The sequence below is a fragment of the Hafnia sp. HMSC23F03 genome (assembly GCF_001816025.1).
GTDB classification, from domain to species: domain Bacteria; phylum Pseudomonadota; class Gammaproteobacteria; order Enterobacterales; family Enterobacteriaceae; genus Hafnia; species Hafnia paralvei.
The window spans coordinates 131,040-146,047 of the sequence record NZ_KV824188.1; the positions used below are offsets into that span (position 1 = coordinate 131,040).

15 protein-coding genes are annotated in these 15,008 nt (G+C 50.8%); 14 read left to right on the forward strand and 1 reads right to left on the reverse strand.

From position 1 onward, the window contains the following. Nucleotides 1-303 precede the first annotated feature (303 nt). The 12 genes from HMPREF3091_RS01730 (at nucleotide 304) to HMPREF3091_RS01785 (ending at nucleotide 12,379) form a co-directional block, all read left to right on the forward strand. Nucleotides 304-948, forward strand: coding sequence for a fumarylacetoacetate hydrolase family protein (locus tag HMPREF3091_RS01730; RefSeq protein WP_070713671.1), 645 nt, complete (start codon nucleotides 304-306; stop codon nucleotides 946-948). Further along, nucleotides 945-1,709 carry a fumarylacetoacetate hydrolase family protein gene (locus HMPREF3091_RS01735; protein ID WP_070713674.1) on the forward strand — a complete coding sequence of 255 codons (765 nt, stop codon included), beginning with the start codon at nucleotides 945-947 and terminating at the stop codon, nucleotides 1,707-1,709. The genes HMPREF3091_RS01730 and HMPREF3091_RS01735 overlap by 4 nt, the downstream gene beginning before the upstream one ends. Then, nucleotides 1,706-3,172, forward strand: coding sequence for a 5-carboxymethyl-2-hydroxymuconate semialdehyde dehydrogenase (gene hpaE, locus HMPREF3091_RS01740; protein ID WP_070713677.1), 1,467 nt, complete (start codon nucleotides 1,706-1,708; stop codon nucleotides 3,170-3,172). Before HMPREF3091_RS01735 ends, hpaE begins: the two co-directional genes overlap by 4 nt. A 68-nt stretch (nucleotides 3,173-3,240) precedes the next feature. After that, nucleotides 3,241-4,098: a 3,4-dihydroxyphenylacetate 2,3-dioxygenase gene (gene hpaD / locus HMPREF3091_RS01745; protein ID WP_035503958.1), complete on the forward strand. Its 858-nt coding sequence runs from the start codon at nucleotides 3,241-3,243 to the stop codon at nucleotides 4,096-4,098. 9 nt (nucleotides 4,099-4,107) lie between these two features. Continuing rightward, entirely contained in the window at nucleotides 4,108-4,491 is a 384-nt protein-coding gene (locus HMPREF3091_RS01750; protein ID WP_008814416.1) for a 5-carboxymethyl-2-hydroxymuconate Delta-isomerase, read from the forward strand. 87 nt (nucleotides 4,492-4,578) lie between these two features. After that, the gene (locus HMPREF3091_RS01755) at nucleotides 4,579-6,057 is read left to right on the forward strand and encodes an NAD-dependent succinate-semialdehyde dehydrogenase (RefSeq protein ID WP_070713680.1); all 1,479 of its coding nucleotides are present in this window, start codon (nucleotides 4,579-4,581) and stop codon (nucleotides 6,055-6,057) included. A gap of 25 nt (nucleotides 6,058-6,082) precedes the next feature. Beyond that, nucleotides 6,083-6,886, forward strand: a complete 804-nt coding sequence (hpaH, locus tag HMPREF3091_RS01760) for a 2-oxo-hept-4-ene-1,7-dioate hydratase (RefSeq protein ID WP_070713877.1) — start codon at nucleotides 6,083-6,085, stop codon at nucleotides 6,884-6,886. Nucleotides 6,887-6,896: 10 nt separating this feature from the next. Continuing rightward, entirely contained in the window at nucleotides 6,897-7,709 is an 813-nt protein-coding gene (hpaI, locus tag HMPREF3091_RS01765) for a 4-hydroxy-2-oxoheptanedioate aldolase (protein WP_070713684.1), read from the forward strand. Nucleotides 7,710-7,732: 23 nt separating this feature from the next. Continuing rightward, complete coding sequence (gene hpaX / locus HMPREF3091_RS01770; RefSeq protein WP_004095486.1) at nucleotides 7,733-9,109, forward strand: 4-hydroxyphenylacetate permease; 1,377 nt, start codon at nucleotides 7,733-7,735, stop codon at nucleotides 9,107-9,109. 77 nt (nucleotides 9,110-9,186) lie between these two features. Further along, entirely contained in the window at nucleotides 9,187-10,074 is an 888-nt protein-coding gene (hpaA, locus tag HMPREF3091_RS01775; RefSeq protein ID WP_004095477.1) for a 4-hydroxyphenylacetate catabolism regulatory protein HpaA, read from the forward strand. A gap of 209 nt (nucleotides 10,075-10,283) precedes the next feature. Beyond that, nucleotides 10,284-11,846: a 4-hydroxyphenylacetate 3-monooxygenase, oxygenase component gene (gene hpaB / locus HMPREF3091_RS01780; protein ID WP_004095476.1), complete on the forward strand. Its 1,563-nt coding sequence runs from the start codon at nucleotides 10,284-10,286 to the stop codon at nucleotides 11,844-11,846. A gap of 20 nt (nucleotides 11,847-11,866) precedes the next feature. Then, nucleotides 11,867-12,379, forward strand: a complete 513-nt coding sequence (locus tag HMPREF3091_RS01785) for a 4-hydroxyphenylacetate 3-monooxygenase reductase subunit (protein WP_004095473.1) — start codon at nucleotides 11,867-11,869, stop codon at nucleotides 12,377-12,379. Nucleotides 12,380-12,412: 33 nt separating this feature from the next. Here the strand turns inward: HMPREF3091_RS01785 and yddG are convergent, their stop codons facing one another. Continuing rightward, nucleotides 12,413-13,309 (reverse strand): aromatic amino acid DMT transporter YddG, encoded by an 897-nt coding sequence (gene yddG, locus HMPREF3091_RS01790; protein ID WP_035503954.1) that lies wholly within the window; start codon nucleotides 13,307-13,309, stop codon nucleotides 12,413-12,415. 380 nt (nucleotides 13,310-13,689) lie between these two features. On the opposite strand from yddG, the gene exbB reads away from it, so the two are divergent. Together exbB and exbD are read left to right on the forward strand one after the other, a co-directional pair. Beyond that, nucleotides 13,690-14,535 carry a tonB-system energizer ExbB gene (exbB, locus tag HMPREF3091_RS01795; RefSeq protein ID WP_139146182.1) on the forward strand — a complete coding sequence of 282 codons (846 nt, stop codon included), beginning with the start codon at nucleotides 13,690-13,692 and terminating at the stop codon, nucleotides 14,533-14,535. A gap of 6 nt (nucleotides 14,536-14,541) precedes the next feature. Beyond that, the gene (gene exbD, locus HMPREF3091_RS01800) at nucleotides 14,542-14,976 is read left to right on the forward strand and encodes a TonB system transport protein ExbD (protein WP_070713688.1); all 435 of its coding nucleotides are present in this window, start codon (nucleotides 14,542-14,544) and stop codon (nucleotides 14,974-14,976) included. Nucleotides 14,977-15,008: the final 32 nt, after the last annotated feature.

Here is a 15,008-nt window from a genome sequence, read left to right on the forward strand (position 1 = left end):
CGGCATTCTACATGTACTTACCATGAGTTTAAATTGAATCTCATTAATAACTAAATAATTTTATTTAGCGAGCATCATATGTTTATGAAAAGTTACATTACAGATGATGAATTTCTTATAAAAAATCATAACAAACTGATTAATAAACAAATAAAACTTCAACATGTAAAAACACTGTTACCAAGATCACACTTCAAGTTGATTCGATTGCCTAAATGTTAAACAAGGGTTAAAACATTATCATTAACATATTAATAAAAACCATTTATCGCACTAATTCGACCGTTTTCAAAGGAGTCGCTTATGAAAGGCACCGTCTTTGCCGTTGCGCTCAATCACCGTAGCCAGACAGAAGCCTGGCACGATGCATTTCTGCAACCGCCCTATAAAACACCACCTCAAACGCCGGTTTGGTTTATCAAGCCGCGCAATACCGTGATCCGCAGCGGTGACGCCATTCCTTTTCCTCAAGGTGAAGAAGTATGCAGCGGCGCAACCATTGCCTTGGTGATTGGCAAAACGGCGCGCAAAGTTTCAGCTTCTGATGCTGCAAATTACATCGCCGGATACGCTCTGGCGAACGATGTCAGCCTGCCGGAAACCTCATTCTATCGCCCCGCGATCAAAGCCAAATGCCGTGATGGGTTTTGTCCATTAGGTGAGCTAGCGCCGCTTACCAACGTGGACTCCGTTGAGATCGTGACTGAAATCAACGGCCAAGAGGCCAATCGCTGGAGCACAGCCGATCTCAATCGTTCTGCCGCCGAGCTACTCTGCGCCCTGAGCGATTTTGCCACCCTACAGCCTGGCGATGTCATCCTACTCGGTACACCTCAGCAGCGCGTCAGCATCAAGCCGGGCGATAGCATCATTATCAAAGCTGCCGGTCTTCCTACGCTGGAAAACAGCGTGCGTTTACAACCCAAAAGGACGGGAGAAACAGCATGAAACACGCTCGTATCCGCTATCAAGGGAAAAAATTTGATGTCACCGTGGATGAACAGCTGCGGGTTTGTTTACCCGACGGAACCACACTCACGGCCGAACAAGTGGAATGGCTCCCCCCTGCCGAAGGCACTTTGTTTGCACTCGGCCTGAACTATGCCGATCACGCCGCTGAATTAGAGTTTAAAGCACCAGAAGAACCGCTGATCTTCATCAAAGCGCCAAATTCATTAACTGGACACCAGCAGATCTCGGTACGCCCAGATAACGTTGAGTACATGCACTATGAATCCGAACTGGTGGTAGTTATCGGAAAAACCGCACATCAGGTAACGCCGGATGAAGCCATGGACTACGTAGCGGGTTATACCGTCTGCAACGACTACGCTATTCGCGACTATTTGGAAAACTACTATCGCCCCAATTTGCGGGTAAAAAGCCGCGATACCCTCACGCCTATTGGCCCGTGGATTATCGATAAATCAGAAATACCCGATCCACATCGTTTAGCGCTAAGCACCTACGTCAACGGCGAGCTCCGCCAGCGTGGTACCACTGCCGATCTGATTTTTGATATCCCGTTTTTGATCGCCTATTTAAGCGAATTTATGACGCTCCAACCCGGCGACATGATCGCCACCGGAACCCCCAAAGGTCTATCCGACGTAGTACCGGGAGACGAAGTGATTGTTGAGGTTGAGGACGTAGCTCGTCTGGTCAACCGCATTATCAGCCAAACCGATTATGAGGAAAGCCTGAGATGAAAAAGGTAAATCATTGGATCGACGGTAAAAACGTTGCCAGCAAGCAGTATTTTGAAACCACCAACCCAGCCACCGGTGAAGTATTAGCCGAAGTTGCCTCAGGTGGAGAAGATGAAATTTATCAGGCCGTCGCCGCAGCTAAAGAAGCGTTTCCTAAATGGGCCAATCTCCCAATGAAAGAGCGCGCCCGTCTGATGCGTCGCTTGGGCGATTTAATTGATGAAAACGTGCCAGACATTGCGGCCATGGAAACCGCAGACACCGGTTTGCCGATTCATCAGACCAAAAATGTGCTGATCCCACGTGCTTCACATAACTTTGAGTTCTTCTCAGAAGTATGTCAGCAGATGAACGGCAAAACCTATCCAGTTGACGACAAAATGCTCAACTACACGTTGGTACAGCCCGTCGGTGTGTGTGCGCTGGTTTCCCCCTGGAACGTGCCGTTTATGACCGCAACGTGGAAAGTTGCGCCTTGCTTAGCGCTCGGGAATACCGCAGTGCTGAAAATGTCTGAGCTTTCGCCGCTTACCGCCGATCGTTTAGGGGAGCTCGCGTTAGAAGCGGGTATTCCTGCTGGCGTGCTCAACGTAGTGCAAGGCTACGGTGCAACAGCAGGTGACGCGCTGGTTCGCCATCATGATGTCCGCGCAGTTTCCTTTACCGGCGGCACTGCAACCGGCCGCAACATCATGAAAAACGCAGGGCTGAAAAAATACTCAATGGAGCTGGGTGGTAAATCTCCAGTGCTGATTTTTGAAGATGCGGATATTGAGCGCGCTTTAGACGCTGCGCTGTTCACGATTTTCTCTATCAACGGCGAACGCTGCACCGCCGGCTCACGTATCTTCATTCAACAAAGCATCTACCCCGAATTTGTGAAACGTTTTGCCGAGCGTGCCAACCGCCTGCGCGTTGGCGATCCGCAAGACCCTAACACTCAGGTCGGTGCACTTATCAGTCGCCAGCACTGGGAGAAAGTGTCCGGCTACATCCGCTTAGGTATTGAAGAAGGGGCAACGCTGCTGGCCGGCGGCCCTGATAAACCTAGCGATCTACCTGCACATTTGAAAAACGGTAATTTCCTTCGCCCAACCGTACTGGCCGACGTAGACAACCGAATGCGTGTGGCGCAGGAAGAAATATTTGGTCCAGTAGCCTGCCTGATGCCTTTCAAAGATGAAGCTGAAGGCCTGCGCTTAGCAAACGACGTGGAATACGGTCTGGCGTCTTACATCTGGACTCAGGACATCAGCAAAGTGCTACGCCTAGCACGCAGCATTGAAGCGGGCATGGTGTTTGTGAATACCCAAAACGTTCGTGACCTGCGTCAACCCTTCGGCGGTGTAAAAGCCTCTGGTACCGGGCGCGAAGGCGGTGAGTATAGCTTTGAAGTATTTGCTGAAATGAAAAACGTCTGTATCTCGATGGGCGATCACCCCATCCCTAAATGGGGTGTGTGATACCTGTTTCCCTGCGTTAACCCGCAGGGGACTCCCCAGCTGATATAAAATTATTCAAGCGAGGATGTATGGGAAAGTTAGCCTTAGCAGCCAAGATCACGCACGTTCCATCCATGTATCTATCAGAGCTTCCAGGTAAAAACCATGGTTGCCGTCAGGGAGCCATCGATGGCCATAAAGAAATCGGCAAACGCTGCCGCGAAATGGGCGTAGATACCATTATCGTGTTCGATACCCACTGGTTGGTCAACAGCGCCTACCACATTAACTGCGCTGATCACTTCAGCGGAGTCTATACCAGCAACGAATTACCGCATTTTATTCGGGACATGACCTATGACTACGACGGCAATCCCGAGCTAGGGCAACTGATTGCTAAAGAAGCCTGCGCCTTAGGCGTTCGCGCTCAGGCACACAATATTCCAAGCCTGAAGCTTGAATACGGCACGCTGGTACCGATGCGCTATATGAACAGCGATAAGCATTTCAAAGTTATCTCTATCTCAGCGTTTTGCACCGTTCACGCCTTTGAAGACAGCCGCAAGCTGGGGCAAGCCATTCTCAAAGCCATTGAACAATACGACGGCACCGTGGCCGTTTTCGCCAGCGGATCGCTCTCTCACCGCTTCATTGACGATCAGCGTGCTGAACAAGGCATGAATAGCTATACCCGCGAGTTTGACCATCAAATGGATGAACGCGTGGTCAAGCTTTGGCGCGAAGGCCAGTTCAAAGAGTTCTGTGAAATGCTGCCGGAGTACGCTGATTACTGTTACGGCGAGGGCAATATGCATGACACCGTGATGCTGCTTGGCATGCTGGGCTGGGACAAATACGACGGCAAAGTGGAATTCATTACTGACCTATTTGCCAGTTCAGGCACGGGGCAGGTCAACGCCGTTTTCCCTCTGCCGGAACAGGCGTAAGGAGTTGCTATGCCACATTTCTACGCTGAATGTACCGACAATATCCGCCAACAGGCCGATCTTCCGGCGTTATTTGCCAAGGTGAATGCCGCACTGGCCGATACCGGTATTTTCCCCATCGGCGGGATCCGCAGCCGCGCAATCTGGTTAGACACTTGGCAAATGGCGGATGGAAAGCATGATTACGCCTTTGTGCATATGACGCTAAAAATCGGCAGCGGGCGCAGTCTGGAAAGTCGCCAGCAGGTTGGCGAAATGCTATTCGAGCTCATTAAAACCCACTTCGCCGCGCTGATGGAAAGTCGTTATCTGGCGCTGTCGTTCGAAATTGAAGAGCTACACCCGCAGCTAAATTACAAACAAAACAACGTGCATGCGCTGTTTAAGTCTTAGTTGAAAGCACTCGCCCCGCTCTGCCACTGCTTTGATGGGCTGAAGGTTCGGGGCTTGAAGGCACGATAAAAACAAAAAGGATCAACCATGACATCGCCTTTCACCACCAGCATATCGCGCGGATTATTGCGCCATCAGGCCTATATCAACGGGCATTGGCAAAGCGCGGCCAATGGACGCACCTTTTCAGTGCTCAATCCCGCCAACGGTGACACCATCGCCGAGGTCAGCGATTTATCTGGCGTTGAAACCGAACAGGCTATTCACGCCGCTGCTGAAGCGCTGCCCGCATGGCGTAAACACACCGCGAAGCAGCGTAGCCAGATTTTGCAACGCTGGTTCCAATTGATTATGCAAAATCAGGCCGAACTTGCGGAGCTATTAAGCTTAGAGCAAGGAAAACCACAGGCTGAGGCGATGGGGGAAATCGCCTACGGTGCCAGTTTTATCGAATGGTTTGCCGAAGAGGGAAAGCGAACTTACGGCGAAACAATTCCGTCACCGTTGCCCGGCCGACGAATCAGCACGATTAAACAGCCAGTGGGTGTGGTGGCTGCCATTACACCATGGAACTTCCCCAACGCGATGATTACCCGCAAAGTCGCGCCAGCGCTGGCGGCAGGCTGTACCGTTGTATTAAAGCCAGCACCGGAAACGCCGTTATCAGCACTCGCGCTGGCGGTGCTAGCACACGACGCTGGACTACCTGCAGGCGTGCTTAATATCGTCACCGGCACCGATGCCGCCGCCATTGGCAACGTGCTAACCCAAAGCCCTATCGTACGTAAATTGTCCTTCACCGGTTCTACCCGTATCGGCAAGTTACTGATGGAACAAAGCGCTGCGACGGTAAAAAAACTGTCATTGGAACTCGGCGGCAACGCGCCGTTTATCGTATTTGACGATGCCGATCTCGACGCCGCCGTACAGGGCGCTCTCGCGGCAAAATTTCGTAACAGTGGACAAACCTGCGTTTGCGCCAATCGCATTCTGGTGCAAGACGGCGTCTATGATGAATTCGCCCAGCGCCTGACACGTGCAGTAAATGAGCTACGCGTAGGCCCCGCCAGTGAGCCCGCATCACAGCAAGGACCGCTGATTAATCAGGCGGCTATCGACAAAGTGCAGGCGCATGTGGCTGACGCAGATTCTCACGGTGCTCGCATCCTCACCGGCGGTAAAAAGCATCCATTGGGCGGACTCTTTTACCTACCCACGGTACTCCGCGACGTTAATGAATCCATGCGAGTGGCACACGAAGAAACCTTCGGACCTGTCGCCCCACTCTTCAAATTTCATGATGAAGCCGACGCGATTCGTTTAGCTAATCAAACCGAATCCGGCCTCGCCGCCTATTTCTATTCGCGCGACATCGGACGCATCTATCGCGTCGCTGAAGCACTGGAAAGCGGAATGGTCGGCATCAACGAAGGGCTGATTTCTAACGAAGTCGCCCCGTTTGGCGGTATCAAGCAATCCGGGCTTGGGCGTGAAGGTTCACGCTATGGCATCGAGGATTATCTGGAAGTGAAATATCTCTGCTTTGGCGGAATTGAGAACAACTGAGGTGCCTATGTCGGCAAAAAACGCAATGTTAGATAAAGCAACAATCAGCCAGATCGCGCATCGCCTACACCAGGCTGAGCAAAGCCGTGAGCAGATCCGCCAAATTTCACTCGATCACCCGCAGATCACAATTGAAGATGCCTATGCGATCCAGCGTCAGTGGGTTGATCTGAAAATCGACCAAGGGCGTGTACTCAAGGGGCACAAAATCGGCCTAACATCCAAAGCGATGCAGGCTAGCTCACAGATTAGCGAACCCGACTATGGCGCTTTGCTTGATGACATGTTCTTCCAAGACGGTAGCGATATTCCCATCGACAAATTCATCGTGCCACGTATTGAGGTCGAGCTGGCATTCGTCTTAGCAAAACCGCTCCGAGGCCCCAACTGCACGCTGTTTGACGTCTACAACGCGACGGATTATGTCATCCCCGCGCTGGAGCTAATTGACGCGCCCTGCCACAACATTGATCCCGATACCCAGCGTCCGCGCAAGGTATTCGACACCATCTCGGATAACGCCGCCAATGCGGGTGTGATTCTTGGCGGTCGCCCGATTAAACCGGATGAACTCGATCTCCGTTGGATTAGCGCGCTGATGTATCGCAACGGTGTGATTGAAGAATCGGGCGTTGCCGCCGCGGTGCTTAATCATCCGGCCAACGGCGTAGCTTGGCTGGCAAACAAACTGGCCGCCCATGACGTTCAGCTTGAGGCAGGACAAATCATTCTGGGGGGGTCCTTCACTCGACCTGTTCCGGCACGTCGCGGTGATACCTTCCACGTTGACTACGGCAATATGGGCTGCATTAGCTGCCGCTTTGTATAAGGAAAACGTCATGTCCTCAGCTTCCCTACATAACAGCTTTAAACAAGCCCTCAAAGAGGGGCGCCCGCAGATTGGTTTATGGCTTGGTTTGTGCAGCAGCTATAGCGCGGAATTACTGGCAGGAGCCGGTTTCGACTGGCTGCTAATTGACGGTGAACACGCCCCTAATAACGTACAGACCGTGTTGACCCAACTTCAAGCTATCGCGCCCTACCCTAGCCAACCGGTAGTGCGTCCGTCTTGGAATGATGCTGTACAGATCAAACAACTGCTCGATATCGGTGCGCAAACGCTGTTGGTGCCGATGGTGCAAAATGCCGATGAAGCCCGTGCCGCCGTTCGCGCCACACGATATCCACCACAGGGAATTCGCGGCGTAGGCAGCGCGCTAGCTCGAGCTTCACGCTGGAATCGCGTTCCCGACTATTTGCAGTTAGCTAACGAACAAATGTGCGTTCTGGTGCAAATCGAAACCCGTGAAGCCCTGCGTAACCTGCCGCAGATCTTGGACGTTGAAGGCGTTGACGGCGTATTTATCGGCCCTGCCGATCTCAGCGCGGATATGGGATTTGCCGGAAATCCTCAGCATCCTGAAGTCAAAAGCGCCATCGAGCATGCCATTTTGCAGATTAAAGCCGCAAACAAAGCACCGGGAATTCTGATGGCTGCACCTGATGTAGCCGAGCATTACCTCAAACTCGGCGCGCTATTCGTCGCCGTGGGTGTAGACACCACCTTACTCGCTCGCGCCGCAGAAGCATTAGCGGCACGTTTTGGCGCAGGCAAAGGTAATGAGCCTCCGGCTCCCGCTAGCGTGTACTGAGTTCATTCTGAGAGGAAAGACAAATGAGCGATTCATCATCAGCGGTAACCCATGAGGCCAACCCAGCTCATCGGCATAAAAACCTGACCGCACAGCAGCAAAGCGTTATCAATAAACTGTTTCGCCGCCTGATCGTATTTTTATTCGTGTTGTTTGTATTTTCATTCCTCGACCGAATCAATATCGGCTTCGCCGGTTTGACGATGGGGAAAGATCTCGGACTAAGCTCCACCATGTTCGGGCTGGCAACCACCCTGTTTTACGCCACCTACGTGATTTTCGGTATTCCTAGCAATATCATGCTGGGCATCGTCGGCGCACGGCGCTGGATAGCCACGATTATGGTGCTATGGGGGATCGCCTCTACCGCAACCATGTTTGCTACCGGCCCTCACAGTTTGTATGTTCTGCGCATGATCGTGGGGATCACCGAAGCGGGCTTTTTACCTGGCGTGCTGGTGTATCTCACCTACTGGTTCCCTGCCTATTTTCGCGCACGCGCTAACGCATTATTTATGATTGCTATGCCTGTCACCACCGCGCTCGGCTCACTGGTTTCCGGCTATATTTTATCGCTCGACGGCATCATGAGCTTAAAAGGCTGGCAGTGGCTATTCTTATTGGAAGGTTTTCCCTCCGTTTTGCTCGGTATCGTCGTTTGGTTCTATCTGGATGACAAGCCGTCTAAAGCGAAGTGGCTAAGCAAAGAAGATAAAGACTGTCTACAAGAAATGATGGACAGCGATAATCTCCAGTTAGTACAGCCAGAAGGAGCCCGTAGCCATAGCGCGTTGCAGCAGCCCAGCATGTGGCGCGAAGTTTTTACCCCTATCGTCCTGATGTATACGCTGGCTTATTTCTGCCTCACCAATACGCTGAGCGCTATCAGCATTTGGACACCCCAGATCATGCAGAGCTTTAACCAATCCAGTAGCAATATCACGATTGGTCTGCTGGCAGCCATCCCACAGTTTTGCACCATCGCCGGAATGATTTGGTGGAGCAAACACTCAGACCGCATGCAGGAGCGCAAGCACCATACCGCGCTTCCGTTCCTGTTTGCTGCCGTAGGCTGGTTGCTCGCGTCTGCCACCGATCACAGCATGATCCAACTACTGGGGATCGTGATGGCGTCTACCGGCTCTTTTAGCGCCATGGCGATCTTCTGGACCACGCCCGATCAATCGATCAGCTTCCGCGCCCGCGCCGTGGGGATCGCCGTGATTAACGCCACGGGCAACGTTGGCTCAGCCGTGAGCCCATTGCTGATTGGTTGGCTGAAAGATCAAACCGGAAACTTTAATTCAGGACTCTATTTTGTCGCAGGGCTGCTCGTGATCGGCGCCATTATTATCTGGCTGATCCCAATGAAAGGATCACGGCCAAGAGCGACGCCGTAGGTTTCAGTTGCTCCCCTAATGAGAGGCGTTCTTGAGGCGTTGGGGGAGCAAAAACCAAAGAGTAAAAGGAGAAATCCATGAGCCAAATTACCAATATCGATATCAGCAAAGACTATGACGAAACACAGGGCTCAGACGACGTTCATTATCAGTCTTTTGCCCGAATGGCGGCATTTTTTGGTCGTGATATGAAGCCACACCGTCACGACAGCTTCTTTCAGATGCACTTTCTGAATACAGGCCAAATCGAGCTACAGCTAGACGATCACCGCTATTCGGTACAGGCTCCGCTATTTGTGCTCACGCCGCCTTCAGTGCCGCATGCGTTCTTCACTGAGCCAGACAGCGATGGTCACGTACTCACGGTACGGCAAGAATTAATCTGGCCGCTGCTGGAAGTACTCTATCCCGGTAAGCGTGATGCTTTCGATCTGCCTGGTATTTGCCTTTCGCTGTCTGACAAACCACAGGAGCTGGCGGCACTTGAACACTACTGGACCTTGATTGCGCGTGAATCGGTCAACGATTTAGGTGGGCGTGAACATACGCTGGTACTTTTAGCCCAAGCCGTTTTTACCCTTTTGCTCAGGAACGTACCTCTGGATGAGCAGGCATCATGCGGAATGCGTGGAGAAATGCGCATTTTTCAGCGTTTTAATCAGCTCATTGACGACAACTTTAGACTGCACTGGTCAGTGCCAGAATATGCCAACAAGCTCGGCGTAACCGAATCGCGACTCACCGATATGTGTCGACGTTTTGCCAATCGTCCCCCCAAGCGCCTTATTTTCGATCGACAACTGCGCGAGGCCAAACGCCTGCTGTTGTTCAGTGACTACGCGGTCAGCGAAATTGCCTATCAGCTCGGATTTAAAGATCCGGCCTATTTTGCCCGATTTTTTAATCGGTTAGTCGGTAGTTCACCGAGTGCCTATCGCGCTGAGCAGATTGCCGTCTCCCACTGATCCAGCTCAAAATTTGTGCTGGATCACATTCTTCAGACAAACCCAGTTCCTCGTCCGAAAAGTACCAGCAATTACCTCAAAAGTATCTTCCCGAAAGCTGATATAAACGCTTCAATTAAGAAACAAAAACAAAACAATAAATTAACAAACAACGATAGAATGCCTAATACAGGGCTGCCATCGTTCTCTGCCCTTACTCCGAGGTAAACATGAAACCAGAAGATTTTCGTGCCGACAACAAGCGCCCGTTAACCGGTGAAGAGTACCTGAAAAGCCTGCAAGATGGTCGCGAGATCTATATCTACGGCGAACGCGTAAAAGATGTCACCACTCACCCAGCTTTTCGCAACGCCGCCGCCTCGGTAGGCCAGCTTTACGATGCGCTGCATAAGCCTGAAATGCAGGACAAACTCTGCTGGGGCACGGATACCGGCAGCGGCGGTTATACCCATAAGTTCTTCCGTTTCGCCAAAAGCAGCGATGACTTACGTCAACAGCGCGATGCCATCGCCGAATGGTCGCGTTTGAGCTATGGCTGGATGGGTCGTACGCCTGATTACAAGGCCGCGTTCGGCAGCGCCCTAGGTGCAAATCCGGCGTTTTATGGTCAGTTCGAGGACAACGCCCGCAACTGGTATAAGCGCATTCAAGAAACCGGTCTTTATTTCAACCATGCCATCGTTAATCCACCGATTGATCGCCATAAGCCTGCTGATGAAGTGAAAGATGTTTATATCAAGCTGGAAAAAGAGACCGACGCAGGCATTATCGTTAGCGGTGCTAAAGTGGTTGCAACCAACTCAGCGCTGACCCACTACAACATGATTGGTTTCGGTTCGGCACAGGTGATGGGGGAAAATCCCGACTTCGCGCTGATGTTCGTCGCCCCAATGGACGCCGACGGAGTCAAACTTATCTCTCGTGCATCATATGAAATGGTCGCGGGCGCAACCGGCTCGCCGTATGACTACCCGCTATCCAGTCGTTTTGATGAAAATGATGCGATTTTAGTCATGGATAAAGTGCTTATCCCATGGGAAAACGTGCTGATTTATCGTGATTTCGACCGTTGCCGACGCTGGACAATGGAAGGCGGATTCGCCCGTATGTACCCGTTACAGGCCTGCGTGCGTTTAGCGGTTAAACTTGATTTCATTACGGCATTGCTGAAGAAAAGCTTGGAATGTACCGGAACCTCCGAATTCCGTGGCGTGCAGGCCGATCTGGGTGAAGTGGTCGCATGGCGTAATATGTTCTGGGCACTGAGTGATTCGATGTGCTCCGAAGCGACACCATGGGTTAACGGAGCCTATCTGCCAGATCATGCTGCTCTGCAAACCTACCGCGTGATGGCACCGATGGCTTATGCCAAGATCAAAAATATTATTGAGCGCAACGTCACCAGTGGCCTGATATATCTGCCCTCTAGTGCCCGTGATTTGAATAACCCCGAAATTGACAAATACCTTGCTCGCTATGTTCGCGGCTCAAACGGTATGGATCACGTCGAACGCATCAAGATTTTAAAACTGATGTGGGATGCCATCGGCAGTGAATTTGGTGGCCGTCATGAGCTATACGAAATCAACTACTCCGGCAGCCAAGACGAAATCCGTCTGCAATGCCTGCGTCAGGCGCAATCCTCCGGCAACATGGATCGCATGATGGCCATGGTCGATCGCTGCCTGTCTGAATACGACCAGCACGGCTGGACAGTTCCACACCTGCACAACAATAACGACATTAATATGTTAGACAAGCTGCTGAAATAGTTCAGTAGCGGGAGGCCTGTATGTCTTTAGAAAATGAACACCGTCTGCGTTTTCGCGATGCGATGTCCAGCCTGTCGGCTGCCGTCAATATCGTTACCACCGATGGCCCTGCTGGCCGCTGTGGTATCACCGCAACCGCCGTCTGCTCGGTAACCGATACGCCACCGTCGCTGATGGTTTGTATCAATAGCAACAGCGCGATGAACCCTGTATTTCAAGAAAACGGTAAGCTGTGCGTTAACGTCCTTAACCATGAACAGGAACTGATGGCGCGCCATTTTGCCGGCATGACGGGAACCAGTATGGAAGAGCGTTTTAGCTGGGACATATGGACTAAAGGCGTTCTGGGTCAACCGATGCTGCGTGGCACATTAGCCAGCTTGGAAGGGGAAATCGAGCAGGTACAAACCATCGGCACTCATCTGGTGTATCTGGTGCAAATTAAACAAATTACCCTCAGCGAAGCTGGCCACGGGCTTATTTACTTTAAGCGCCACTTTCATCCGGTCATGTTAGAAGCGGTCGCGGTGTAAATCATCGCCAATAAGACAAGCGCAGAGTGCAAGCTACTGCGCTTTTCTTTTTTTGGTCGATAACCAACAAATAAGCGCCCCTGCCGTTACTGCACATACACCGAGCCAAAACGTTGTAGGCAGCAACGAGGATAAAATCAACGAAGCAAATAACGCAGAAAGAATAGGTGTGAAATAAGACAGCGTCGCTAATAGATTAATATCCCCTTTAATCATGCCGATATTCCATGCGGCATAACCAAACCCCATTGCGGCCCCTGCCATCGCGATATAAAACGCGCTGTGCAAAGAAATAGTAAAGCTCTGCGCACCACCTAATAACCACTTGATCCACAAACATAGTGCCGTTAGGGCAAAAAATAACGCCGCGCCATTCTGACCATTGGCATATTTATTCGTCACGACACAATATACCGCCCAAAGAATAGCGCCAACAAACGCCAATATATAGCTGACGGGATGAGCAATAATATTGTCAGCCATACCGGAAAGTGAAGTGAGCGAACCGCCGCTGATCACAACCGTCACGCCTAAAAGTGAAAGTAGCACCCCGAGCAATAGGCTAAGTTTTAACTTTCCCCCATTGCATAAGAAAGAAAGCAATACGGTAAAACTCGGCCATAAATAGTTAATGACAGAAACTTCAATAGATTGGGCTCGCGTCGTGGCATAGCCAAGAGCCAGTGATAGACATATTTCATAGCTGGCAAATAGGGCGCCACCGGCAAACAAATAGGCGGGTTTGAACGCTCGTAGTTTGGGTGATCCCAGAAGAAGAAAAAGGAACACCGAGCCTGCGGTATAAATCAGGGCAGCCCCCGCTACGGCTCCCACACCTTCACTAACGTTACGGATCAAACCGACGATAGTACTCCAGAGCAAAATGGCCAAAATCCCACACAAATTTGCCTTGGTTCTCGTGCTGTCCATGCTTTCCGCCCTGTGTTCAATGAAGAGTGACTTTTGCTTTATAGCCAATTTTTTCTTGATAAATAAATAGTTATATACGTTATGCCCCGCTACAACAATCCTCCATTCTCACGCATTCTCCTCCATAAATCCAACACCATCATTATGGTTATTATTCATCTCTTACTTAAATGGCCACCACTAACATCAGTACACCTATGTGAATGAATTAACCTAAATAAATTCCTAACTTACAAAATCATTACCTTACTAATTAAATGAGAATGATAATGAGTATCATTTGATCTCATTCTTTGCTAGCATTCTGTCCGCAACAAATGCAGTTCAATCCAATGAAAAAAATAAAACGGAGGCTCCGCATAGCATTTGCGGAAAACTTTATGGCACAGGTACATCCTTTTTACAGCAAACTAAGCGCAATGCGAAAACTCGCCGGAACTATTTTATTGAGTGCGGGAACGGCCGGATTTGCATATGCAGATACAGTTATTAATACAGCTGAAAACATGCCCCCCAACGTTTCAACGGGGGAAATTTCATCGCTGGATCTTTCTATTTTCGGCATGTATCAACAGGCTGACATTGTAGTGAAAAGTGTCATGATTGGCTTATTGGTGATATCCGTCATTACTTGGACGATCCTATTTGCCAAAGGCATCGCCTTACTACGTGCCAAGCGCAAATTACAGCAAGAATATCGCCTGTTATTTCCCTCACTTTCATTAGCTACCGCCTGTGAGTTATCCCAATCCTTCGAGAAAGACAGCATCAGTGCCGCTCTACTGAACGATGCACAGGATGAAAAGCAGCTCTCAGCACAGGTGCAGGATCTCAACGGAATTAAAGACCGCGCTAATTTCCGCCTCGATCGCCGAGTGGCGGCGTATGGACGTTCTCTCGCGAAAGGCAACGGCTATTTAGCCACCATCGGTGCCGTTGCTCCGTTTATCGGTCTCTTTGGCACCGTTTGGGGCATTATGAATAGCTTTATCGGTATTGCCCATTCACAAACAACCAATCTAGCCGTAGTTGCCCCAGGTATTGCCGAGGCATTGCTCGCCACCGCAATGGGTCTAATTGCCGCCATTCCTGCCGTGGTCATTTATAACCTGTTCAACCGTCTGATCGGCGAACACCGAGCACAGGTGGGAGACGCCGCTGCGCAAGTGCTCTTGCTGCTAAGCCGCGATCTGGATTTGAACGCCGCCAACCAGCATCAAGGGTAAAAACCTATGGCACTGCAAATCAATGATTATGCCAACGGCGGCGCCGACGATAACGCAGAACTCCACGATATCAACGTCACACCTTTCATCGATGTGATGCTGGTTCTACTGATTATTTTTATGGTGGCGGCACCTCTGGCCACCGTGGACATCCGCGTTAATTTACCGGCCTCTTCGGCTCAGCCGCAGCCACGCCCAGATAAACCGGTATACCTAACGATTAAAGCCGATAAGCAGCTCTATCTTGGTGACACGCTGACCACCAGCGATCACCTCAGCGCGCAGCTCGATGAGCAGACAAAGGCGGATAAAGACACCACGATCTTCCTACAGGCCGATCAGGCAGTGGACTACGCCACTCTGATGTCTGTCATGGATGCGCTGCGTAACGCGGGCTATCTCAAGGTAGGGTTGGTTAGTCTGGAATCTGCAACATCCTAATTTTCGTTTAATTATCAAGAATCGCGGTGATG